Genomic DNA, 26424 nt, shown 5'->3' with positions numbered 1-26424 from the left:
ACCACTGCCGATGGCACAGCCTCAGGCAGCACTGCTATCGGTGCGTCTATCTCACTGGGCTTTGTGGGCGACAAAGCCGACGCCACCCTGGCTAGGGATGTTACTGCTGGTTCGGTCAGCCTGACTGCGGCAGCAGACGGCGGTTCCAGTGTTATTGCTAATGCTTCGGCCGAAGGTGTCGAGGATGACGGCGGCAGCGACGCCGATGGCCAGAAAGATTCGGCGACCACTCTGGCTAATGACAAATCCGGTAAGACTAAGGGCACAAGCGAAACGGCGACCGCCAGTGGCGGTAGCTCCGTCAGTGTCGCCGCAGCCCTGGCACTGAACGTATCCAGTGCCGTTGCAGATACTTCAGTCAGTGGTGCGACCATTAACGCCGATCTGACACTGGCCTCCAGTAACAACATGGATGCCAGCGCAAACGCCGATGGCTCCGCTGCAGACCCAGCGGAAGGCGGTACCGGCGTTGGTGTGGCGGTCGCGATCAACGTGGCGGATATGGATAACCTGGCGGTTGTGGATAGTGGCTCTGCCGTTACCGGCGGTTTGACCGCATCGGCCACCATGAAGAACTTCGAGGGTGAAACCCTTCACTCCTTTGGCGCGACCGCGGTCTCAGGCGGTTCCGCCAAGGATACGGGGGTTGCCGGCTCTTTCGCGTTGAATGTCGTCGATAGCGATACCCAGGCTACATTGCAGGGCAACCTTACCGCAGGCAGCGATGATGTCAGCCTGACCGCGCTTTCCAACAGCGAGTCTGTTGCATCAGCAACAGCTGAAGCAGAAGGTAGCACCGGCGTTGGTGTATCGATTGCGATCAATGTCACCGACCAGCTGGTGGAGGCTAAGCTGGCGGATGGCGCGACTCTGGGCGGCGGTCATGATCTGACTCTGAGCGCTACTGGCAGCCACACAAATACGACCCTGGCAGAGGGTGGCGGCCAGAGCAAGGCGGACACCGGTGTAGGTGGTGGCCTCGCTATTACCGTCGCCGATCACCTGACCGATGCCTCTATCGGCACCGGCGGTGCATTGATACTGGGTGGTGATCTGAGCGCCACCGCGACTCATCACGGCGCAACTTTGACCACGACCGATGGCACAGCCTCGGGCAGCACTGCCATCGGTGCGTCCATCGCGCTGGCCTTCGTGGATGATAAAGCCGACGCCACCCTGGCTCGCAATGTTACTGCAGGCAGCGTCAGCCTTACGGCGGCGGCCGATGGCGCTTCCAGTGCCCTAGCCAAGGCCTCTGCCGAAGGTGTGGAAGACGATGGCGGTACTGATGCCGATGGCCAGAAAGGCTCGGCGACTACTCTCGCCAATAGCAAGTCCGGTAAGACGAAAGGCACCAGTCAAACCGCAACTGCCGATGGCGGAAGCTCCGTCAGTGTGGCGGCCGCTCTTGCACTGAACGTATCCAGTGCCGTTGCCGATACTTCTGTCAGTGGTGTGACGATCAACGCGGACCTGGTGCTGGCGTCGAGCAACAACATGGATGCCAGCGCAAATGCGGATGGTTCCGCAGCAAACCCGGCGAACGGTGGCACCGGCGTTGGTATTGCGGTGGCGATCAACGTCGCAGATATGGACAACCTGGCTGTGGTGGACAGCAGTTCTTCCGTTACGGGTGGGCTGAACGCTTCGGCGACAATGAAAACCGTAGAAGGCGAAACCCTTCACTCTTTTGATGCTACTGCTGTATCTGGCGGTTCTGCTAAGGATACGGGCGTGGCTGGCTCCTTCGCGCTGAACGTTGTTGATAGTGATACCCAGGCAACGTTGCAGGGCAGCGCTACCGCAGGCAGCGATAATGTCGGCTTCAGTGCCGTGTCCAACAGCGAATCCGTCGCATCGGCTACAGCCGAGGCTTCCGGCAGCACCGGTGTGGGTGTATCGATTGCGATCAATGTGACCGACCAGCTGGTGGAAGCGAAATTGGCGGATGGCGCGACTCTGAACGGCGGCCAGGATCTGACCCTTAGCGCCACCGGCAGTCACACAAATACGACATTGGCAGAAGGTGGTGGACTCAGCAAAAACGATACTGGAGTGGGTGGCGGCCTGGCTATCACGGTGGCTGATCACTTAGCCGATGCCTCGATTGGTAGCGGCACCGCTCTGACTCTGACCGGTGATCTGACTGCCACAGCGACCAACCATGGCAGCACCCTTACAACGTCAGATGGTACCGCTTCCGGCAGTACTGCCATTGGTGCATCCATCGCACTGGGTTTTGTGGATGATACGGCGGTTGCCGCTCTGGCGCGTAATGTTACGGCCGATGGATCCGTCAGCCTAGCGGCCCACGGCGATGGCGCCTCGGTGGTGATTGCCAAAGCCTCCGCTGAAGGGGCTGCAAGCGGTAGCACTGCGAATAGCCAGAAAACCTCTGCCACTAATCTGGCCAACAGCAAGTCCAGTAAAACCAAGGGAACAAGCCAGAGTGCCTCCACTGACAGCGGTGGCGTCAGTGTGGCGGCTGCACTTGCGCTTAATGTCTCCTCATCGACCGCCCGTGCCAGTGTGGCTGACGGGCTGACGGTTATTGCGGGCAAAGACGAGGGTAGCGGCGATCTCTCGGTGCTGGCTTCCAACAATATGGATGCCAAGGCAATAGCGGACGGTAGTGCAAAAGGCGCCAAAGACAGTACTGCCGTCGGGGTAGCCGTTTCCATCAACGTGGCCGATATGGTCAATGAAGCTGTGGTGGGAGATGGCACCACGATTACCGCCGATGGTCTTTCATTGGGCGCCACCATGAAGAATGTGGAGGGCGATCAGGTTCATGACTTTGAGGCCAGCTCAACCTCCGGCGCGACCACCAAGGGTGATATCGGTGTAGCCGGCTCCTTTGCCCTTAGCGTCGTCAATACCGAAACCCGCGCGCTCTTTGGCTACGACCAGGATGAGGCGGACGATGGTGCTGCCAGCCTGACACTTTACGGCGGTGCGGTGTCTATGACCGCCGCCAATATCGCCGAAACAGATGTGACCGCAACGGCTGCAGGTCTCGGCGGCGGTTCAGCCACTGGTGTGGGCGCCTCTTTTGCCATCGGCATAGGCTTTAATACCACCGCCGCCGGCATCGAAGCCGGTGAAACCGTGAATGGTACCGCCGCCAGTCTGAGCGTCTCGGCCACCTCCAGTGATGTGCTGACCAATACCGGGGAGGGTGGTGCTGCAGGTGAAACTGCCGTGGGCGGCGGTATTGCTGTGAGCTATGTAGAGAACGATACCGATGCGCTGATCGGCGCAGGTTCTGGAGCACTCACACTGACCGGTGGCGACATCAGCGTAATAGCGATACATACGGGCAGCGTAACAACCAACGCGGATGGCGAGGCAAAAGGCAGTAGTACAGCGGTCGGACTGTCAATGGCGCTCAACATCGGTTCCCATGACACCGATGCGCTGATCGGGCGCAGTATCACCGGGGCCGGTGATGTGGATGTAAAAGCCAGCGCCACCCTGACGTCGGTGGCCGAGTCCAAAGCCAGCGCGGCGGGTAACAAGTCCAAAAAAGCCAATAACACCGATAGCGATAACTCCGATCAGGAAGTCACCAACAAAACCAACCTGGCCCAGACCAAGGGTGGTGGTACTAACGACTCATCGAGCCAGTCCGGCTCGAATATGATGGGTACCGCGAACACCAGTTCCAGCTCCCAGTCAGGCAAGAGTACCGGCAGTGGCGGTACTGCCATCGCGGCTACCATTGCGGTTAACTATCTCGATGGCGACACCGACGCCGTTATAGCGGATAACGTAACGGTTATCGGCACGGGTGACGTTGAGGTGCAGACAACCACGCTGGTCACCGCGAAAGCCATAGCGACAGCCCTTTCGACCAATACCAGTTCAGATACCGGGGTGGCCGCAGCGGTGGGCCTGAATATTTCCCTGGTAAATGCCAACGCTGAAATAGGTGCCGGCGCCACGGTAGAGGGTTCCAGTGTTTCAGTGGTAGCGACTCAGCCGGAGGATAGCGTCCATACCTTCCAGGTGCGTGCATTGTCAGGCGCGGCCTCCAGTAAAACCGCGGTAGGCGGTTCGATCGCAGTGAACTATGTCGATAGTTCAACGCTTGCGCAGGTGGGTAACAACGCGGAGGTGACGGCCAACAGCGGCAGCGTGATCGTCGATGCCTATAGCCACAACGAAGTTCAGAACATGTCCGGCGGCGCGGCTATCAGCCTCAAGAGCAGCGGTACCGGCGTGGGCCTTGCGGTATCGGTCAATATTTTCAATACGCTGGAGACCAAGGCCAGTATCGGCTCTGACGCCACTATTACCGCGGCGGAGGATGCGGATGGGATTGGCGTGCGGGTCAAGGCGGATGCCAGCCTGGTGCCGATGACCGAGTCTTTCGATCTGATCGGCGAAGTAGACTTCGATAACTTTGAACTCTCATTTACCAACTTCGCTGCCGGCATCGCTGGCGCTACCGGTGGTTCTGCGATAGGTGGTTCGGCCAGCGTCAACGTTATGACGATCAATACTACGGCGTCTATTGGCGGTGGTACCGAGGTAACGGTGGGTGATGAAGAGACTGACGGTGGCGATATCATTGTCAGTGCCACCGATATTTTGACCATTTTCACCGCTGCCGGCGGTATTGGTTTATCGGGCGGTAATACCGGCGTCGGTGTCGGTATCGATGTCAACGTGATCAATCGCGATACCCTGGCCGAGGTTGGAAGCTCCGCGAGCCTGGTCACTACCGATGGCAATATTCTTATCGATGCGGACTCAACCGATACGGTCACTTCTGTGGCCGCTACCTTTGGGCTGTCTACCAGTGGCACGGGCGTTGCTGCGTCTATTGGCGTGGCTGTGCTCACAACAACCACCAAGGCGGAAGTTGGCCTGGGGACAGCTGAGAACAATAGCGTTCTGTCGGCTGCTGCCGGGAATGTGTCGGTTCTGGCGAACGGTGATTTGGAGCTCTTTGCTCTGGCGGGTGGTGTCTCCTTTGGTATCGGTGGCAGCTCATTCGGTATCTCCAGCATTGTGTTTGTGCATACCGATACGGTTTCGGCAAACCTGCTGGGTTACGCCGATGTAACAACCGGCGGTGATGTGGGCCTGAGTGTCTTGGCAACCTCCACCGACGATGTGGTGACTATCGCTGCAGCCGGCAGTGGTTCGGGCAGCGGTGCCGCTATAGCGGGTTCAGTGGCTGTGAACGTGCTAAACGAAACCACCACGGCAAATCTGGGAGCCAACAGTACAGTTAGCGCCGAAGCGGACGGCTATGATCCCAGTGTCGATATCTATGCCAGCGATGAAACCGACATTCTGACGGTGGCAGGCTCACTGGCGATTTCCGCCGGCGGGGCGGGGCTCGGTGCCGGGGTTAACGTCACGACCCTGACCAAGAACACCACCGCCAGCGTCGGCGCCAATACGGAGATCGATGCTGACGGCAATATCCTGATCGAGGCGATCAGCGATGAAGATATAGGCTCCTTCTCCGTTGCAGCGGGTGGCGGTTCCAACGTGGGGATCACCGTTTCGGCGGACGCGTTCATTCTTACTCTCACTACCTCAGCAACCGTTGGCGCCAATGCCGATCTCTGGGCTGATGGCAGCGTGCTGGTGCAGAGCGTTGATGAAACTGAACTCGACCTGATCGTCGGTGGTGTAGCGATCGGCGGTAGCGCCGGCGTCGGTGTGGCCGCAGGCGTCGCAGTGGTCAACAAGATCAACAGCGCGACCATCGGCGATGGTGCTGAGGTGACCGGTAACGGCAACAGTGCGGTCGAGGCGAGGACCGGTCGTTACGATATCTCCTATGAAGCCGCCAGTGATATGACCGGCTTCGATCCGGATGGCGGTAGTGGAGAGAAGCCGACCAAGGATGACCTCGAGGCAGGCGCCCCCTCCGGTATGAGCCAGTTCTCCGATTTTGATCAGGATGGCGTCGATGATGAAGACGCCGATCCGGGCCTGACCCAGAAGCGGGTGGTCGAGGCTGCAACAGACAATAACTTCCGCGGTGTAGCGGTGTCCGCTACCAGTAAAGATGATATCGCCACCTTCGCCATCAGTGTCGGCGGCGGTGGTTCGGTGGGTGTGGCTATCGGTGCGGCGGTGAACGTCATCGACGTGGATACCACCGCCAGTATCGGCGCCAATGCGCAGATCAACCAGGATCTGACCGGTACCGCTAACGGTGCCCAGTCGGTGCTTGTGGCTGCTTCAAGTGATTTCAACCATATAGGTGTGGGTGCTGGCGCCGCTTTTGGTGGTACCGGTGCCGGCGCGCCTGGGGTTGATGTTTCCGTCGTCGATCTGAGTACCCTCGCAACCATCGGGGTCAGTGCCGATCTGCAGGCCGAAGACGATATAGCGGTTGTTGCCACGTCCCAAGAAAAAATACTCATTGTATCCGCGGGTCTCGCCTTCAGCGGTACGGTAAGCCTGGCCGGTGGCGTGTCCGTGTTGTCTCTGAATGCGGAGACCAAGGCGCAGATCGGTGGCAGCGTGGTGGCTGAAGCCGGTGGCGATGTTGCAGTCATGGCCAAGGATGACTCCACATTCACCGTTATCTCCGGTGCTGTTGGTATCGGTGTGGGTGGTGCTGGTGCGGCCGGTTCCGTAGGTGTTGTCACCATCAACAAAACCACGGAAGCGAGCATTGGGAATAGCGCGGAAATTGATGCCTTCGGTAATGGCGATGGCATTAGCGGGGTGCTGGATGGAACCCTGAACAGTGACGGCGACGGCTTTAATACACTGGATGACGAAGCACAGGGTGTGATTGTTCAGGCTGAATCCAGTGAGGCAGTCACTCACATCTCGGTCGCCGGTGGCGTCGGTCTTTATGCCGGTATTGCAGGTGGAGTCACGGTCACGCTGATCGATTCTGATACCACGGCGGCCATAGGCACCAATGCGAAAATCAATGATGGCGTGGCGGATTACAATGACGGTAGCGGTATCAGCGCCGCTCAGGGTGTTTATATCAACGCCGCCAACAAGACCAGTATCACTTCCTTTGCCGGTGCGCTGGGTGTAGGCCTGGTTGGCCTGGCCGGTGCTGTGGATTTCGGGCGCATCAATAACGATACCGTTGCCGCCATCGGTGATGGCTCGATTATTCGTGCCCGTGGCGATATCTCCGTGGGTGCCATATCGGTCAAGGCACTGAAAGGTTTTACCTTCTCAGGTGCGGGCGGCGTCGTGGGTCTTGGTGCTTCGGTATCGGTCTGGTCCATCGGTGAGAACTTCAGCGATGGCTATGAGGATTCGGATGGTGGCAGCGGTAATGCGCTGAGCGGTGACTCCGGTGACGCCATGACAGAGGCTGGTAGCCAGGCGGATGATGGCGTATTTGGTCTGTCGGAGGAGTTGAACGGCTTTGACTCCGACGATAACGATAATACCGCTAACTCCCGTCTAGCAGGAATTCTCGGCGATGCGACCGGCGAGTTGAACGACAATGCGCTGTCGGGCACAGAGCTGAGCGACTTGCTGGATGCGACTGTTGCCGATGAGCGTGGTACCACGGCTGCAATCGGCGATGCTGAGGTAGATGCCGGCAACGATATCGATGTGCTGGCGGCTGAAAACATGTCCGTGACCCTGTTGCTGGGTAACGCCGCAGTGGGCCTGGTCGGCGCTGGGGCATCCGTATCGGTGCTTAACCTGTCTGGGCAGGTACGGGCAAAGGCGGGCGGCAAGCTGCGCGCCGGCAACGCCATTACGCTGGATGCTTCCTTCGATCAGGACGTTAAGGTCACCTCGGTTGCTCTCCAGGGAGGCTTTGTCGGCCTGGGGGCAGCGGTGGTTGTGGTGACGGACACTAGTGCGGTCAGGGCGCAGCTGCTTGACGATGTTGACCTGGATCGGGCTGCCGAGATCGCTGTACTGGCTGATTCGGTACAGAACTTCGAGCTGCAGACCACCGGCGTTCAAGTGGGGGCGCTGGCGGTGGGCGCGTCGTTTACCAAGCTGACCGTCGGTGATGACAACGACAGTACCAAAGAGGTTGAGGCCTCCATCGGCAGCGGAGCTGATATCGGTCTGGCGGAGTTCGAGGAGGTGGGCAATATCACTGTTCAGGCTTCCTCCACCATTGATGCCACTAACGACACCTTTGCTATGGCCGGTGGCGCCATTGCTGGCACCATCAACTTCGCCACGGTCACTATCCGGACAGATACCGAGTCGTCCATCGGCGATAATGCCGAGATTGAATCCACCGGCATAATTACCCTTAACAACTTCACCAGCCATGACGCCAGCGCCGACGTGTTTGCGCTCTCTGTCGGCCTGGGCGTTATCGGCACTAGCATCGCCACGGTTGAGATCGCGCCTTCACTGACCACCAGTATCGGCAGCAATGCAGAGATTACGGCGGCGGGTATCGTGATGCTGTCATCGCACAACTTCGATGAATTCGATGCCGCTACCGACCGCGGCGCCAGAGCCACAGCTGAGGCCTCGGGCGGTGGTCTGGTCAGTGGTCAGGGTGCTGCTCCTACGGCCAAGTCGAATGCCGTGCTTAATACCACGACCGGATCGGGCGGAGCGTTGAATATCTCCGGCAATATCGACATGAAGTCGCGGATGCGCAATCTGGCTATTGCCGATACTCAGGTATTCTCCTTTGGCGCTGCCGCCGTGGGTGCCACCGTGACTTATGCTGAGGCCAATGGCGAAGCGAACACACAGTTCAACTCCGATGTGCTCAGCGTTAACGACATTACCCTTGAGGCAAAAGCGTTCAACGGCGGTGTGGCTGACGCGGAGGCCGCATCGGGCGGGGTGCTCGGTGCACTGACGATCAACTCATCAACGGTATTCACCAACCCGACAGTTACCGCGAAAATCCTCAGCGGAACCCGTATCGATTCCTCCCGTAATATTACCCTCACGGCTGAAGGTCGTGCCGAAGCTGACTCCCGGGTGACCGGCACGGCGATCGGTGGCCTGTTCGGAGCAGGCGCCTCCGATGCTGAGGCCACAGTGAACCCGACGGCTACCAGCAGCATCGATGCAGGCTCAGTTATCTACGCTTCCGGTAATGTGACACTTAGCGCCATAGGCTCACCGATAGTGCCTGCGAATAGCAGTGAGGATCTGCCGGGAACTATCACCGATGCAGACGGCATCGAAAACACCCTGACCGTTGTCAGCCATGGCTTGGTGACCGGCGATACCGTTGAGTACAACGCCAACGGACTGGCACTGATCTCCGGCCTTGATGGGCCGATTGAGGTGGAATTGGTCGGTGGCGGAACCACGTCGGAAAACCGTACGTACAACATCATCAGCGTGATCGATGAGTATGGAAATGTCAGCAACGAACTGGTGTACCTGGGTTCCGTATTTGATACCGCCAATATCGATGGCGATACCGAGATAATCAGCTTTGAAAGCGCTCATAACTTCCTCAGCGGCGACAAGGTGCAGTACTTCCCCAACGATGAGGGAGCGCTGTCTAACTTCGGCCTGACCTCTGGCGAAAGCTACTGGGTACTGGTAATCGATGGGTCCTCCATCCGTCTGGTGGATAGCTACGACAAGGCGGTCAATCCTGAGGATTACTTCCAGGCGTTCGATGCCGAAGACGATGTCAGCAGCGCCGACGACACCATCACCATCGTGGATCACGGCTTTGAAAACGGCGACGCGGTGACCTACGACGCTCCAGACCCCGAGACCTTTATGAGTGCTCAGGTGGACGTGAGCTTTGGCGGTACCCGGAGTGATGGCTCGGCCGTACTGAATGCCGATGCAGGCGCCAACAATATCGTCTTTGTCGATGAAGACGGTGTGCGCAGAACCCATGGCTTTACCGATGGGGAGTTACTGCGTTACACGGTTTCCGATGGTAACGGCGACGGTTCACTGACTCCGATTGGAGGCCTTGAAGCGGGCGAGTATTACCGTGTTTCTGTACTTGATATCTACACGGTTCAGCTCAAGCGTAACGATGAGGTGACGGTATCGGCTGACTTCGTTAATGACAATGGCACCCAGAAGTTTGTGCGCAATGATGGTGGAGATTGGATCGAGGATGGTTTCGGTGATGGCGACCCGCTGCTGGTCAGCTTTGACGGTGACACCTTCACATATACGATCGCCAGCGTAACCTCCAGTACTATCACGCTGGAGCCTGGTGGCGTTGATTTCGAAGCCACCCGGGTTCGCGATACTATGAACTTCATCAATGGCGGCGGCAGCAACGATCAGATTCAGTGGATTGGCGGTGATTGGGAGGCTGAGGGGTTCGAAGCGGATCAGTGGATATGGGTGACGGAAGCCAACGTCGGTAACAACAACGGCTACTTCCGGATTACCGGCGTAAGTGGCGACACGCTGACACTTGATACGTCCGCGATCACCACGGCCAATAACGATTTTGCCACGGTGGATCGCGGTAATCGGACTGCGACCTTTGACCAGCCGGTGATTGAGCTTTCGAAAGCGCTGGAAGAGGTGCCGGATCTCGCCAATATCGACGATGACCCGAATGCCACCAAGTTTGTCGAAGTGGCGGATATTCATGAACTTATCCGCGGCGCCGACCTGCCCATCGGCGGCTTGGAAGATCAGCACACCTACTATGTCGTCAATAAGACCGACGATACCTTCCAGTTAGCCTTGACCCCGGGTGGGGACGCCATAGAACTGTCGCCCACCTCGCTACCCGATCCGACCCAGGATTCCCACTCCATCGCCCGTCTTGCCATAGACCTGAAATCGATCGCGTTCTCGGATGCGCTGATCAATGTGAATGCCACCGCTGATACCATCGAGTTTCTCAATAGTGCTCATGGTTACAGCAACGGTACCGCGGTGCGTTACACACCGGGGCTGGGACTGGCTGATGAAAGTCAGGGTGAGGATGCAGGGGAGCTCTACTATGTGAGGGTGATCGATCAGTTCACCATTCAGCTGGTGGATACCCAGGACAAAGCGCTGAACCCGGGGGATTACCTTGAGGACTTCGATCCCGAGGATATCAGTGGCGATACGATCACTATCAACGCCCACGGCTTCACCAACGGCGATGCGGTGACCTATAAGGCGCCGGACGCAGCCACGGCAACTACGGGCGATGTGGCAGCTGATATTATCGATTTTGGTTCGGCTCATGGCTTCGTCACCGGCGACAAGGTGCTCTACAGCGTCAACGACTATGTCGATGCAGATCCTGAGGCTGAAAACGATTACACCAAAACCGCCATTGGCGGCCTGGTTGATGGCACCGTTTATCGAGTGGTCAAAACCGATGACAACCGGATTCAGCTGAAGAAAAACGATGTGGTCAGCACCGACGTACAGTTCCTGGATGATCAGGGTGTGCAGAAGCTGATCCGTACCGATGGTCAAAGCTGGGCGGATGCCGGCTTTTCTGCCGGAGATGTCGTCGTTGTTACCGATGCCGGTGTAGACCGCAACGGTGAGTACACCATCGGCAGTGTAGCGGGCGATACCCTGGTGCTCTCCAGCGGTCCTGACTTTGAGGCCACCAGCGTCAATGCCAGCCTTGATTTCATTCGCGGAGCAGAGCTTGGCGACAGTGATCAGATTGTCTGGAGTGGCGGTGACTGGAGCGCCGAAGGCTTTGCCATCGGGGACTCAATAACAGTGACCAACGCGGGCGCTAACGACGGCACCTATGAAATTCTCAGTATTGCTGGCGATACCCTGACGCTGGTTGCTGCCGTCGATGAAGCGGACCGCCTGCTGGATGTGACCGGAGATGCGGCCACCTTAGCGCGTGCGGCTGAATCAGGCACGTTTGATCAGGATGAGATCGAACTGACGCCGGATGCGAGCGATGAGGATACTCACTCCTTTGTGCGGATCCAGGATGTGCCCATCGGCGGACTGACTGACAACCAGACCTATTACATCGTTCAGGCGACCACCAATACCTTCAAACTTGCCCTCGCACCGGGAGGCGAGGCGATCAGCCTGTCGCCGAGTACACTGACTGCGACCTTCGCCAACCATGGTATAGGCCAGCTGGTGGTGGATCTGGAGGATCCGGAGCCGATCTCTTCGCTGCAGCAACTGCGGATAGATATTGGTGATGGCGTTACCAGCGTTGCATCGACCGATACCGTCAAGCAGTCTCTCACAGGCCCCGGCGGTGTATCGCTCAGCGATATCGCACCTCAGTCCGGCGACGGTATCTCTTCCGTTTATGCCAAGGGCTCCGGCGGTGGCTTCGTAGGCGTGTCCAAGAACGATGCCATCATCACCAGCAACCCGACAGTAAGTGCAACCGTATCAGCGGATCTCCTCAATGCCGGTGGCAATATCATCATCGAGACCACGGCAAAAACGGAGACCACCGCCTACGCCACCAACGGTACCGGCGGCTTTGTGGCGATCGGCAAGGCCAAGGCGGACAGCAATCAGACACTGATCAGTGTTGCTTCCATTGCGGATGATGCCCGGGTGGTTGTCGGTAATAACCTGACCATCGATGCCAATACCGACGCTAAGACATCCGCGTCCTCAAAGGCTAACGCCGGTGGTGCCGTAGCGACGGTATCGCCCAGGGCCTATATCGATATCAATTTCCAGACCGAGGCCAATATAGGTGAAGATGCAGTGGTTCTGGTGGATGAACTGGCCAGCGTCGATGCCAATTCCCGCGTCGATGCTCGGGCTGATTCCCGTGGTTCCGGTATCGGCTTTGGTGGTGATGCAGGTGCAAAATCGGAGCTGACGATCAGCAGTTCATGGAGCGAGGTGAATATCGGTGCCCGTGCGATATTGGATGCCAACCGGGTACTGTTGAAAGCCACCTCTAACAAACTGTATCTGAGGTCCACTTCCGATGGCCGCGGCGCTGGGTTCTACGGTGAAGGTACCGCGGAAGGGCGGATCGACGCCACTGTGGGACTGACCATCAATCTGAATGCCGATGCTCAGTTGACCGGCTGGGAAGGTGTCGATTTCGTCACCCGCTTCAGCGGTGTAGATAGCCGCGCCGGGAAGGTCTTCGCACGAGCAACGGGCCTGTTCGGCTACGTGGACGCCTATGCTTACAACGATACCGATCTGACCAGTCAGGTTTCCGGTATTGCCGGTGCGCTGGTGACTGCTGGGCCGCGCGCTCTGGGTGATACTGTGCTGGCGCACCCCGATGACTCAGGGATTCCCAGCGGTGATAACGAACACCTGGCTTTCTATATCTCCACGGCCAATGGATCGATCTTTACCGATGCGGATGGCAGTGTCAGCCGCCGTGCTCTGGCGGCGGGCGGCTCGTCTGAGCCGGATAACTCTACGATCAGTGAGCAGATTAACTTCAACTCTGATGTCTTGATTCTTTCAGGTCGATCACCGGAGCTGATCGTTAAAACCCTGGAGGTTGGTGAAGATGGCGAGATCGTAAAAGCCGTTGAGGTAACCGTCGATGACAGCGATGGCGGCGGGGATGGTGACGAGAGAGAAGGTGATTTCATTCAGAGCGACAGCATTGTCGTTAACGATATCACCAACCCGGGGCCGGGTGACGTGGCCTTCAAGTCTGCGCTGATTCTCGGTGTGGGCGGTACCTGGACCTTCCGGGAATCCCTGACGCGGGTATCGATCATTAACCGCTCCGACAAAGATATCATCATTAACGATATCTCCGTGACCGGGACGGAAAGGCCTGTTGTCTGGTTCGATCCTGCTTCCACCGGGGTTGGCGGAACCCCCGGTGCCATGAGCTTTACCATCTATCAGGATGTGGCGCCGACGCTGATAGAGATCCTCAACTTCGGTATCGAGAACTACAGCGGAGAAACGCCCTATACCTCCGACGTATACTTGAACGGGTTTATTGATAACCCCATCGGTACGACTCATGTACTCAACAATGTTGGCTCGATCTATGGCACCGAGGCGGGCACCAGTGCAAGAACAGAGGGAGATGAGGGCTCTCTTATCCGCACCCAGATCCTCAAGATGGAAGCCACCGGCAGCATTGGACATCTGCCGCTGGAAACCCTGGGCGATGCGGATGCTCCGGCCGCAAGGGTTAATATCGATATCGTGGACAGTGCCGGTCTGCCGCAGGATGTGGGCTTTACCTCAAGCCGCGTCAACAGCCTGGGTGACGAGATCTTCCTGGGTAACGGCAACCAGTTCGTTACCGGTCAACTGGTGCAGTATCACCAGGTTGATTCCGGCGAAATTGAGGGGCTGGACGATGGCGCCTATTACTACGCTGTTGTTTCTGACGATGGTGTAAATGTTGGGCTTGCCGAGACACTGGCCGATGCCAAGGCTGGTATCAGGATCGATCTCAATGTTACCGGTGACTTCGATGATCGCCACACGTTGACCAGCGCGGAATCGATCACCGTGGATGCGGGCCAGAATGCGAATCTCGATATCCGTGCGCTGCAGCGTGAGGACAGTGGTTTCTACATTGTCGATATCGACAGAATTTTTGCTGGCGATACCATCGATCTGCTGCTGCGCGGCAGCCTGAACCAGGATGTGACCGGCAACTACGGTGGCATCACGGTTAAATGGGATGATGAGCCGAGCGGCGAAATCCACTACACCTTCTTTGATCAGGACGATAATGGCTTCCGACCGAAGAGCCGTGGCATGTTCGCCAGCGGCGGCACCGATATCGCCTCTACCTACGATTTCCGCGGACTCAATCCGCTGAATGGCAACTATGAACTGGCCGGACTTCAGGCCGGCTCACTGGTTGATGGTGGCGATATCATTGTGCAAGCGGTGGATAACGCCAACTCGGCATCCACCAAGACCATCAACGTGCTGGGTATCACCGAAATCAGCGGTAGCGGCGATATCGATGTGCTGACCAACGGCTATATCGCGCTCACCGAGAAGAGCGGCGATATGCAGATAGAGCGCATTCGCTCTAACTATTCCGATGTGCTGCTCTACTCGCCGGAGCGGATTCTAGATAACCGCAATGATTCTCTGCCCACCGAAGCGGATGTTTCCGGCGAGAATATCACCCTGATCTCGGCTTCCGCGCTGATCAACCCTGATCACGGCGATGTGGCAGGCCAAGTGATCAACCCGACGCTGACGCTGAACACCGGTAACCAGAACGGCGGTATCGGCCTGCCCGACAACTATCTCGAGATCAATGTCGATTACGATAACAGCGGCCCTGCCGGCGTGCTGCGCGCGTTTGATCTGGCGGATATGGGCGATACCCAGGGTATCTTTATCGACGAGACAACCGGTGACCTGAATATCCACAGTGTGGAGACCGAGTCGGATGTCTCACTGCGTACCACCAACGGTTCGATCCTGGATGCACGCGATGATGATGCCGCCAATATCCTGGGTCAGTCCATCGACCTGGATGCCAACGGCGACGGCGCCGATATCGGTGCAGCCGATAATGCGCTGGAGATCGACAGCCGTCGCGGCTCTACCGACTTCGGTGATCTGTTGGCCACCGATCCGGAAAATTACCTGCCCAATCTGCATAACGCCCTCAATAGTGATGATGACGATGTGGGGCTGGAAGCCACCGATAACATCTGGCTGACCGAAACCGAAGCTGAACTGCGTCTGGTACTGGCCCATACCTACACCGGTAATATTACGTTGACCGTGCGTGAGTCGGCCGTCCAGGGTGAAGACCTGCTGCTGATCGATAGCGGTTCCGCGTTGCTTGCGGAAGACAACACCACAGGCCCTGCCAACGATCCCGACTCCGAGCGCCAGATCGCCAACGGGCAGATCTTCGCCGAGGGCGGCAATGTCACCCTCTACGTGGGCGACAATGTCTTCCTGGATGAAAACAGCGAAATACTTGCGTCCGGTGGCATCGTCGTCCGTGGCGATCACGGTGACCAGGACAGCGACTACGGCACCAATATGATCCTGCGTGGCCGGATCATTGCTGGCGCCGATGTGACACCGGGGGATTCCGACGGCAGTAATGTGAACCTGGGTCCGGTAGGTACAGCGGTGCCGACCGAAACGGCACCGGTCCATCTGGCGGAGTTCTTCGGCAATGGCGATGTGGATAGCATCCAGTTCGGTGATCCCACAGGTATTGGTGGCGGCACGGATCAGGGCGATGCCGGCTATATCTTCCTGGGTTCTAAAACCCGGGTATATGGCAGCGCGTTCGATGACGCGGACTTCGATCCAACAAGCGCTGAGGATGGTGAAGACCGTCTCTCTGTATACTATCTGCAGAGCACGCTCACCCGCACCGCTCCGGATACTGGTTCCGTCGTTGCCGAACATACCCTGACCCTTAACGGTCAGGGCGAAAGTGACCTCTATTCGATCTACACCACCGGCTCTAACGGTGCTGGTGACCGCAACTACATCATCAATATCCTCGATAAGGGCGCCGCAGACGACGGCGTGGATGAAGCCTTTATCTACGGCTTTAACAGCACTGAAAACGGCAAAGATGGAAACGGTGACAAGTACGCCACCGACGATATCTTCCTGCTGCGCGCTGGTAACGATATTCCCGGAGAAGAGGGCGAGGACCGACCGGGCTATGTCGCCATGCTCCATGGCGTTCTGTCTACTTACGAGGATGTGGTCTCCGGTAATGAATCCTCCTCCGATGTACAGCGCATCAACTATGACACCGGCCTGAACGGCCGCCTGACCATCGAGGGACAGGGCGGTAACGATGCCTTCTTCTCCGATGACGCCACGGTGATTACCACCCTGGATGGCGGCGCTGGCTACGACAGCTTCCAGATCGGCCAGATCTTCGGCGCCAACCGCAACGAGGCTGAAGGTAACCTGCTGGCCGAGGATGTGTTCAGCGACCTGGTCGCCACCACCCGCGGTTGGCTGAGCCCAGGCGCCACCGCACCGATGGTGGTGCAGGGTGGCACCGGCAATGATGAGTTCCGTGTCTACTCCAACCAGTCTGAACTGCGCCTGGAGGGCGATGACGACAACGACCTGTTTATCGTCCGCGCCTTTGCTCTGGCCGCCACCGTCGATTTCGACTGGAACGGTGATGAGGTTTTGGATGTTAATGATCTGGACGACGGCGTAGCGCTGCTGCAGGGGCTGGATGATGGTTCCATAACGTTCGCCGGTTTGCAGGCCGCAGAAGATGGTGGTGCCTACTACGCAGGCTATACCGCTGAGCTGATGTCTGCGCTCTCCGATGGCATGGGGGGTTACATCTACGACACCAACGACGACCTCAATATCAACTACATCGACCTGATGCTGACGCCGGATGACTTCAGCGACGACACCATCGTGCTGGATGGGGACGGTGTGGCCACTCCGCAGATCGGCCTTGGCTTCTCCGTGGCCCAGGCGCCGGATATCCGTGCCGGTGGCGGCCAGGATGAGGTGCGCTACAACGTCAACGCGCCGGTATCCGTCGAGGGTGGCACCGGATTCGATAAGCTGGTGATCCTCGGTACCGAATTTGCTGACGATATCGTCATCACCAAGGACGGTATCTACGGTGCGGGCCTGAACGTGCGTTACTCCACTATCGAGCTGGTTGAGGTCGATGGCCTGGAAGGTGATGACGAATTCTTTGTCCAGTCCACCGAGTTTGGTGTGGCCTACCGCGTGATTGGCGGGCTTGGCTCCGACACCATCAACGTGGCCGGTGATGTGGTTGAGGATATCGTCACCCGTGAGCTCGAAGGTGCCTCCGGCGCCGTCGATCATCTGGTCACTTCCGAAGGCGATATCCTTTATGACGGCGTGGTGATCGATGGCTTTGATTACAACGTTGCCACCGAAACCGAAGGGCTGGTCATCATCAATGAAGAGACCGGCGGCGTCACCGATGGCCGCACTGTGGTTGGGGAGGATTCCGATAATCCGTACTACGACAGCTACACCGTGCGCCTGCAACGAGCGCTTGCAGCGGGGGAAGTGGTCTATGTCACCGTTTCGGCCGCCCGTTCACCGCATGAAGAGCGTGATGATCTGCTGGTGAATCCGTACCCGCTGCCCAATGGCGAGGGCGACAGTATCTGGCTTTCTGCTGTGAACCCGGGAGGCGCGGTTACCGATACTGACTTCCAGCGCCAGATTATGGTTAATGGTGATCCTGTCTGGATTGATAACCGCTCCATAGTGTTGAAGTTTACCTCGGATGGTGCGGGAGACAGCTACAAGTGGGATGAGTTGGCGACCGTATACGTCTACGCCCCGGACGATACCCGCGCCGAGGGCGATCGCGTGGTGGTTATCCAGCACTCGGTGATCTCCAATAACGATCTCTACGATGCCGCGGATGTGCGTAATGTCGAGGTGGAAGTCCGAGACAATGACACTCCGGGGGTCCAGGTTATTGAGGTCGAACCCGGTACCACAATCGAGGATGGCCGCACGCTGGTGATTGAGGGTGATGATATCACCCGGCTTCGCGACGAGATTCTGGTGCAGCTGTCACGGGCGCCGGAAGTAGGTGACGAGATTGTGATTCGTCTGGATTTGAATCTGGACGATGACGCTGCGATCAAACTGCTGGACGGCGGTTCAGGCCGTTTCGATGCAGATTCCCGCACCATCAGCTTTGATTCCGACGACTGGAACCAGGCGGTGCGGATCATCATTGAAGCCTGGGATGACTTTACCCCCGAGGATCCGGAAACCGCGGTGATCAACTTTGTGCTGGATGAGAGCACCTACGACCCGAATGGCGATTATGTCTTCCCGAACCTGCGTTCCGGCAGCGGTATTCTCGATGTCGAGGTGATCGACAATGAAACCGCCGGTGGCGTGGTGCTTGAGAGCGGTGGCGACACCCAACTGATCAAGGATGACGCGACCAGCACCGACGACTACACCCTGCGTCTGACCAGCCGGCCCACCGATACCGTCAAAGTGGCGATTCTGACCGATGGCCTTGCCGATGTGGTGGAAATCAATGGCATCCCTGTCACCTATGAAACCATCGGCGCGATCCGTCCAACGCAGCTGTTTGAGGGCTCCATCAAGTTCGAGGATGTGGGTGGCTTCGGCACGCTGACTCGAGGAGCTGGGGCTGATTTTGGCAGCTTTATCGATGAGGGCTGGACCGAGGGCGATCACCTGCTGATCGAAGGTGCAGGCGGTACCTACAACGGCACCTACTATGTAACCGATGTCAGCCACGACACCCTGACACTGGATAGCGCCTTCGGCACTATAGAAATGGAAGAGGTTCCCGATACGGTGGCGCTCTCCATTCTCGCCTCTGAGGGTATCTGGTCTGGTGAAGTGAGTGTTGAGGCGGGAGTACTGGACGAACAGCTCTCCCATGAAGCGGGTGTCGATGTCTTTGTTGACCGCCTGCTGCGTACAGGGCTGGATGCTGAGGATCAGGGCTGGCTCGGCGAGGGCTTCCTGGAAGGGCAGCGGGTCCGAGTATTCGAACTGGATATCAATGGTGATCGGACCGGTAACTCCGCTGACTTCAAGATCGCCATTATCCGTGGCGACAACGATACCAAGGACGATCGCATCCAGTTCACCCTGGATCCCGGCGCGACCCTGCCGGCTTGGCTGACCGGTACCCTGAATGTGGAGGTTAACCGCATCGCCGTGATGGCTGAATTCTCTGGTGATGTAAATGCGGCCAACGCCTGGTACAAGCAGCAGACCATCACCCTGAAAGCGGATTCTTACTACGACGTACCCTCTACCCGTGAAGGCGTGAAGGTGTTCCCGGTATCGTCACACATGCTGTCGAAACTGCGTGGACCGCTGGCGGTTGAAGGTGGTCCGACCGGCGCCGACCGCTCGCTGACCAATGGCGTCAAGCTGCCGGGCGAAACCGATAAGTTCCTGATCGCCATCGCTGCTCAGGCACCGGAGAGTCAGCAGATTGATGTGCTGAACATCTTCAACGACAGCAGCAAGGCGAATACCAATGGCGCCATGGATGCGACCACTATTACCGGCTTCGGCATGGCGGATACGCTGGACTTCAGCCAGTACGCCGGCACCGACACCTTCGGTGAATCACTGATCATTCCAGGCGGTATCAGCTACGGCAAGGTGAACTTCGGCGCCAACGGTTTTGGTACCGACGTAGAAGAAAGCACCATCGAGGTGGTTAACCTGATGCTTGGTGAGGGTAACGATTACCTGGATATCACCGGTACGCTGAACCAGGCGCCGTTCGTATCGGCTCAGAACGAGTTTGTATTCACTGCCACGGCTGATGGCGGCACCATCGTCCGCGATGACTTCGACTGGAAAGCTCAGGGCTTCCTGGTTGGCCAGATTATCGAAATCGAAGGTCAGGAAGGCCAGTGGCGTGTTGTCGCCATTGAAGACGCTTATGAGTACGTCGATGAATTTGGCGCACCGCTGACCGATGCAATCTACATCGATCCGGAAACTGGCGACTACTTCAAGGATCCGAACGACAACTCGATCCTGGTAGTGGAGAACATCGACGCGGATGGGCAGGGAGCGACCGTGCTTCCTGCACTCACCGGCGAGCAGAAGATTATAGGCCTTGATGCCCTGATTTGGCTGGTGGACGAAGAGGTCGACATTATCGGCACCGCCACCGGCGGATTGGTAACCCGCACAGGCACAACCTGGGAAGAGGAAGGCTTTATCGTCGGCCAGTTGATCACCCTGCGTGATGGCGATAGCTCTGCCCAATACCGCCTCGTCGATTTTGCCGACGAAGGCATGACCCTGGTGCTCGAAGGCGCCGAACTGCCGACAGAAGCCGCTGCAACCAGAACGCTGTTTGTTCAAGGCCCGCATGGTGGCCTTACCACGGTTCACGGTGGCGGTAATATGTGGACCGAAACCGTGGGTACTTTTGACCTCACAGGCAACAGCCTTACTCGAACCGATGGTCGCAGCTGGCAGGCCGATCGTTACGAGGTCGGTCAGTATATCCAGCTTGAAGGTGAAACCTACACCCGACAGATTGTTGGCTTTGATGATGCTGAGCCTGCCGATGCAGATGCGGTGTTCGAGACCTGGGGAACCGATTCGGTAATGATTCTGAGCGGCCCGGCGTTTGGGCCATCAGTTGATGTACTGGGTGCCGGCAGCAATGTTGCGCTGACCGTCCATGTATCCAACCCGCTAATTACAGAAGTCTCGGAAGAGGTGCAGATTCTGGTTGAACTGACCACCTTCACCTACGAAGGCGTAGAGCAAACCTCCTACGAGACCACCGTTGCCCGCACCTCTGGAGACAGCTGGCTGGATGACGGTTTCTACGTTGGGCAGGTGGTCTACATCGAGGGCGTGGCCGGTGGCTTCACCATCGCGGACATTATCAACGACGGAACCAAACTGGTGCTGCTGGATGCGGCACTGAGCGACTGCCACGACGAGAGCGGCATCGCTACCCTGACCATCTACGGCTACAACGTGAACCTGGATGGCGGTAAGCGGGTGGGCGGTGACCACTTCGTTATCAGCAGCGGCGCAGGTCCCGATAGTCCGCTGGTGGTCTACGGCGATACCAGCCAGGATGGCGTCTGGTATTCCGGCCACAGCTATGACCGACTCGGCCTTGAGTTCGGCGAAAAGCCGTTCGATCCCTTCCCGCATCTGCCGGATGCCGAGAACGAGGATGATGAATGGATCTTCCCGATCGCCAACCCCTACGACTTTGCCGGTAACGATATTATCGATGCCCGTCAGCTCTTCGCAGGCGTGGCCGATGACGATCTGCCCAGCGTCGGCTTTACCGCCTACGGTGGCGCCGGTAATGATCTGATCTACGGTAGCCAGGCGGGTGACCATCTGGCCGGTGGTTCCGGTGATGACACCATTCTCGGTCAGCGTGGCGTCGATCATATCTACGGTGACAGCGGCGTTAACGTGGATATTCTGACCCGGGCGCTGGATATTACCACCCTGGATAACAGCCCCGAGCCAAGTGTCGACAAGTCGCTGGAGAAAACCGACAGCACCTTCAAACCGGTTGCTTCCCCGGTAAGGGATAACCTGGTGGCCGGGCAGGATGTGATCGATGGCAACGGTTCAGGCGAACCAGACCAGCAGAACATCATCTTCGGCGATCATGGCGAGGTGGTGCAGTATGTCGATGACCCGAACCTGCCGCCGGTATTGCTGCAGAAGATCCAGACCACCGAGCTTGCCACCGTGCTGGAGATCAACTCGGTCGGTCTGCAGAACGGCGCCGATGACACGATCTTTGGTACCGATACCGCCGATATCCTGATTGGTGGTGCCGGTAACGATATGCTCGATGGCCGTGAAGGCGATGATCTTATCTTTGGTGACTCCGTCTACCTGAACCGTATGGGGACTGACGGGGATACGAATCTACTTGATGATATTCTCAGTTATCGCTTCCAGACTCTGTCGGGCACGCTGATGTACAGCCGTACCGACCGTGATCCGAGTGTGTTTGAGACCACCAGCGGCGTGCTGCTTACCGATGGTATCCAGCGCAACTTCCGCGATGCCGATGGCGTGCAGTGGTGGGCCGAGTATGAGATCGACTACTCCGATCTGCACACCTTCGAGATCGCCAGCGGTGCGGCGGGCCAGGGCACCTTCGGTAATGACTACCTGGCCGGTGGCGCCGGAAACGATATGATCTTCGGCCAGCTCGGCGAGGATATCATTCAGGGTGATGGTTCCATCGATAGCGCCGCCGCAGGTGGTGCTCATGTCGGCGCTGCGCGTTCCACCTACTCCGGTTTTGAAACCATGGGTGAACTGGTGGTCGTGGCCAGCTTTGAAGCTGACACCGATGGCGAAGACTATATCGAAGGTGGCGGTGGCTGCGATGTGATCTTCGGTGGTCTGGGTCAGGACGATATCGTCGGTGGTTCTTCTGACTTCTTCAGCCTGGTGAGCGCGGAAAGCCGGCCGGATGGTAAGGACCTGATCTTCGGCGGTGCTGGTATCCAGATCGACCGCAACAACGAGGTCCTGCCTGAGAGTATCGATGAGGAGTCAAGCCATGCGGGCGACTCCGATGTAATCGTGGGCGATAACGGCAATATCATCCGTATTGTTGGTATCAACGGTATCGATGTTAACCCGACGCTGGCGCCAGAATTCAACGAAGAGCTGCCGCTTTATGTCACCTTTAATTACGACAATTACGGTGGCGAGAAGATCGTGGTTCGCGGCGTAACCCTGCTGGATTACACCCCGGGTGGTCCGGATCACAAGCCTGACTGGTTTAACACGGATACAGACGTTGATTTGGCCGGTATGCGCGATATGTTCGGTATGCAGGCGCTTTACGATATCGGCGGCGATGATGAGGTCCATGGCGAAACAGGCGATGACTTTATCTACCTCGGCGGCGGCAACGATGCGGCCTACGGTGATGCCGGCGATGACGACATCATCGGCGGCTGGGGCAACGACTGGATCTCCGGCGGCACCGGTATCGACGGTATCCTCGGCGACGATGGCCGTATCTTCACCAGCCGCAACTCGGCGGATTACGGCGAAGACCTCTATGGTGTCGATGCGCTGCTGGGCAGCGATCCGGATAGCCGTACCAGCCAGGGTAATGTGCTCAACGAGTTCATCTACACCCCGGGACAGGTGCAGACCGAGACCATCAACGTCGAGTTCGAGTTGAAGAAATCGGTGGATCTGACGCCCTATAACCTGTCACCGGTCAGCTCCGATCCTCTGTTTATCCCGGTTCATGCCGATGACATTATCTTTGGCGGCCTGGGTGATGACTTTATTCACGGTGGGGCCGGTGACGACGCCATCGGTGGTGGTGAGGCGCTGCCGGAAAGTTATGCACCGGTGGTAGAGGGCTCCTACATGGATGAGCTTGGCCAGGAACGCGATCTGCTGAGCCTCGTCAGGATCGACTTCTACCGTCCATACAACCCCGGTAACGCACTGTTGTTTGGCGCCGATACCAACGCCTGGAACGCGCCGAAACCTGTACAGTCGCGCCTGGGCGAGTTCTATCTCTACGATGAATACGATGCCCGCCGCACCATACTCTTCGAGGTGGATGGCGATGATGTCTCTGTCTGGAAAGGCGCAGCGGATAGCTTTGACGGTACCAAGCAGTACTTCCTCAATCAGATGGATAACGAGGGTATCACCGTCGATGGTTATGTGGACTTCGAGCCAAACGGCTCGCCGATCGGTGATATGGTGCCGCGCCATTCCGATGGCAACGACTCTATCTTCGGTGATCTGGGCAACGACTGGATTGTCGGTGGCACCGGTCGCGATCATCTCTACGGGGGCTGGGGTAACGACCTGCTCAATGCCGACGATGTGCTGGGAGGCGGTACCGGAGTTTACGATGCAACCGGCGGCCTGAACGATGCGCCGGATACCCATCTGATCTGGGAAGATCGTGTCTTTGGCGGCGCCGGCCTGGATATCCTGATCGGTAATACCGGTGGCGACCGGTTGATCGACTGGGTAGGCGAGTACAACTCCTACATCGTGCCGTTCGCTCCGTTCGGTATCGCAACCGTCAGCCGTCAGGTTCCGCCGCACCTGTTCGACTTCCTCTACGCCCAGGCATTCAGTGACGGCGTCGATATTACCCGGGGCACCGATACCGGCGAATCCAACGGCAGCCTGCGCTACAGCAACGTGAACCCGATGATGGGCGGTATCGACAGTGAACTGGGTCTGATTACACAGAAGGATCATGGCTACTGGCAGGATCAGACCGGAGGTCCGACCGATCCGCAGCCGGGCAACATCCCGGGCGGCCGCCGTGATGTGCTGCGTAGCGCCGAGTTCAACGATGGCACTATGGGCGCCTTTGCCGCCGACGAAGGTCTGTTCTCGGTTTCTGCCGGTGCGATGAGAGTCGAGTCCACTTCACCTAGTGATACGGCTGCATCGGTGTTCTACCTGGATGACTATCTGCCGAAATATTACGAGGTGGCGGCGACCTTTAACCTGGATAAGCCGACCAAGGGCTGGAATGCTAACGGCTACATCATCTTTGATTACTACAGTGAGGATGACTTCAAGTTTGCCGGTATCAACGTCTCTACCAACAAGATCGAGATGGGCTACAAGGATGCTAACGGCTGGCACTATGTGGTTCAGTCCAAACAGCCGGTAAGAATCAAGCCGGGGCTCGACTATGACGTGTTTATCGCAGTGAACGATACACACGTGACTCTGGTGATAGAGGGTGTGACCTGGTTCAGCTACCTCTTCGACCACAGGGAGGAGGTCAACAGTGATGGGTCGATCACCAGCTACGGCCTCAACTTCGGTCTTACCGGGGTCGGTATGGACGGTTCCAAAGGCAGCGTGGATAACTTCCGCGTGCAGGTGTTGCCGCCAGAGTTGACCCTGGATGAGACTGACGACTTTGAAGCTGAGCATGAACTGGAGTTCAGCACGTCTGACCTGGCGGATGACGTTCTGTGGGTTGAGGAGGGCGATGCGCTGACAGCTCTTGCCGAGTCCAGTGAGATGACGCTGCGGCTGGTGGATCTCGGCGCTGATCTTGAGTCGGCAAGTTATGTCGAGATGGGAGCCGATATCCAGGCTGCGGCTCAGGCTGGTCTGGTTTACGACTATTACGATGACTTCAACTACAAGTTCGTAATGCTGGATGTAAACAGTCAACAGATCCTGGTCGGGCACCTGGCAATGGGACAGATTGAGCTCGATCACTCCTTCGCCTGGGCTTTGAATGCCGATACCCAGTACCGTCTGGATCTGGTCTTCAAGGGATCGGCCGTCGAGATCAGGCTTAATGGCGCCGCAGTCGGCAGTTACAGCCATAACTCGGTACTCGTCGATGGTCAGTTCGGCATGCTGGCCAGTAACGCAACCGCCGTCTTCGATAACTTCCGCATCGCTACCAACGATCCCGCCTTCGATACGGAATCGCAGCAGATGGTCGCCGCCCAGTCCGTCTCCACTCTGGTGACAGCGCCCAAACTCAGTGAAGAGGAACTGACGGAAGCAGAGGCGCAGTCGATTCTCGATGCCGCCTACGATGACTGGCTGCAGAGTGGTCTGGTGACTCAGTCTCAGCTTGATCTGCTGGGTGATGTACAGTTCCGCATCGTTGACCTGGAAGGCGATGCGCTGGCAGAGGTGGATGGCGATGTCATCCTGATCGATGCCACCGCAGCGGGCTACGGCTGGTTCGTTGATGAAACGCCGGATGACGATGGCGAGTTTGCCTCCGATGAAGGGCCGGCTTCAGGATTGATGGATCTGCTCACCGTGCTGCGTCATGAACTGGGTCACCTGTTGGGCTTCGGACATGACGATACTGAAGTGATGAGCGATGAGCTGAATGCCGGCACACGGCTTGATATCACCGCCAACACATCCACCAGCACCAGCAGCGCTACCCTGGAGCAGGCATCCAGCGGTGATCGCACCCGGGGTAATCAGAGAGCCTGGGATAATGCCCTGGTATTCGATGAAGAGACCGGGCAACTGATCTCTGCCGAGGAAGCCAAGCTATACTTCTCGACAATGGGTAAAGAGCGCAGTGCCTGGGGCCGTGATCGTAACCTGAGGAGCTAG

1 protein-coding gene (cut by a window edge) is annotated in these 26424 nt (G+C 57.7%); it reads left to right on the top strand.

Going from position 1 to position 26424, the window contains the following annotated elements; all coding sequences use genetic code 11:
- Positions 1–26424: the 3' portion of an LEPR-XLL domain-containing protein gene (locus tag C4S72_RS10905; protein WP_160115501.1), read on the top strand. It extends 4050 nt beyond the left edge of the window; the window shows 26424 of its 30474 coding nt (coding positions 4051–30474); the start codon falls outside the window, past its left edge; the stop codon is at positions 26422–26424.

The sequence above is a fragment of the Marinobacterium lutimaris genome (assembly GCF_900108065.1).
In the GTDB taxonomy this organism is placed as follows: Bacteria; Pseudomonadota; Gammaproteobacteria; order Pseudomonadales; family Balneatricaceae; genus Marinobacterium_D; species Marinobacterium_D lutimaris.
The sequence above is the reverse complement of the archived record's forward strand: the minus strand, read 5'-3'. Positions and strand labels throughout refer to the sequence as shown.